The organism is Pseudomonas sp. SDO5532_S415, from assembly GCF_054071155.1.
Genome location: NZ_JBSVWS010000392.1, coordinates 1 through 225 on the forward strand (window position 1 = coordinate 1; position 225 = coordinate 225).

Here is a 225-nt window from a genome sequence, read left to right on the forward strand (position 1 = left end):
AACCGCTGACCTCCTGCGTGCAAGGCAGGCGCTCTCCCAGCTGAGCTATGGCCCCGTATTTCTACAGGCGTTTCCCACACAAAATTGGTGGGTCTGGGCAGATTCGAACTGCCGACCTCACCCTTATCAGGGGTGCGCTCTAACCAACTGAGCTACAGACCCAATTTCGGGCTGCTTCTATCGTCTTCTTCAATGAATCAAGCAATTCGTGTGGGAGCTCATGGT

At 54.2% G+C, this 225-nt stretch carries 1 tRNA gene; it reads right to left on the reverse strand.

Annotated features, from left to right (window positions below):
* Nucleotides 1–85: 85 nt before the first annotated feature.
* Nucleotides 86–162 (reverse strand) — tRNA-Ile (locus ACW9HW_RS30210).
* Between the last annotated feature and the right edge of the window lie 63 nt (nucleotides 163–225).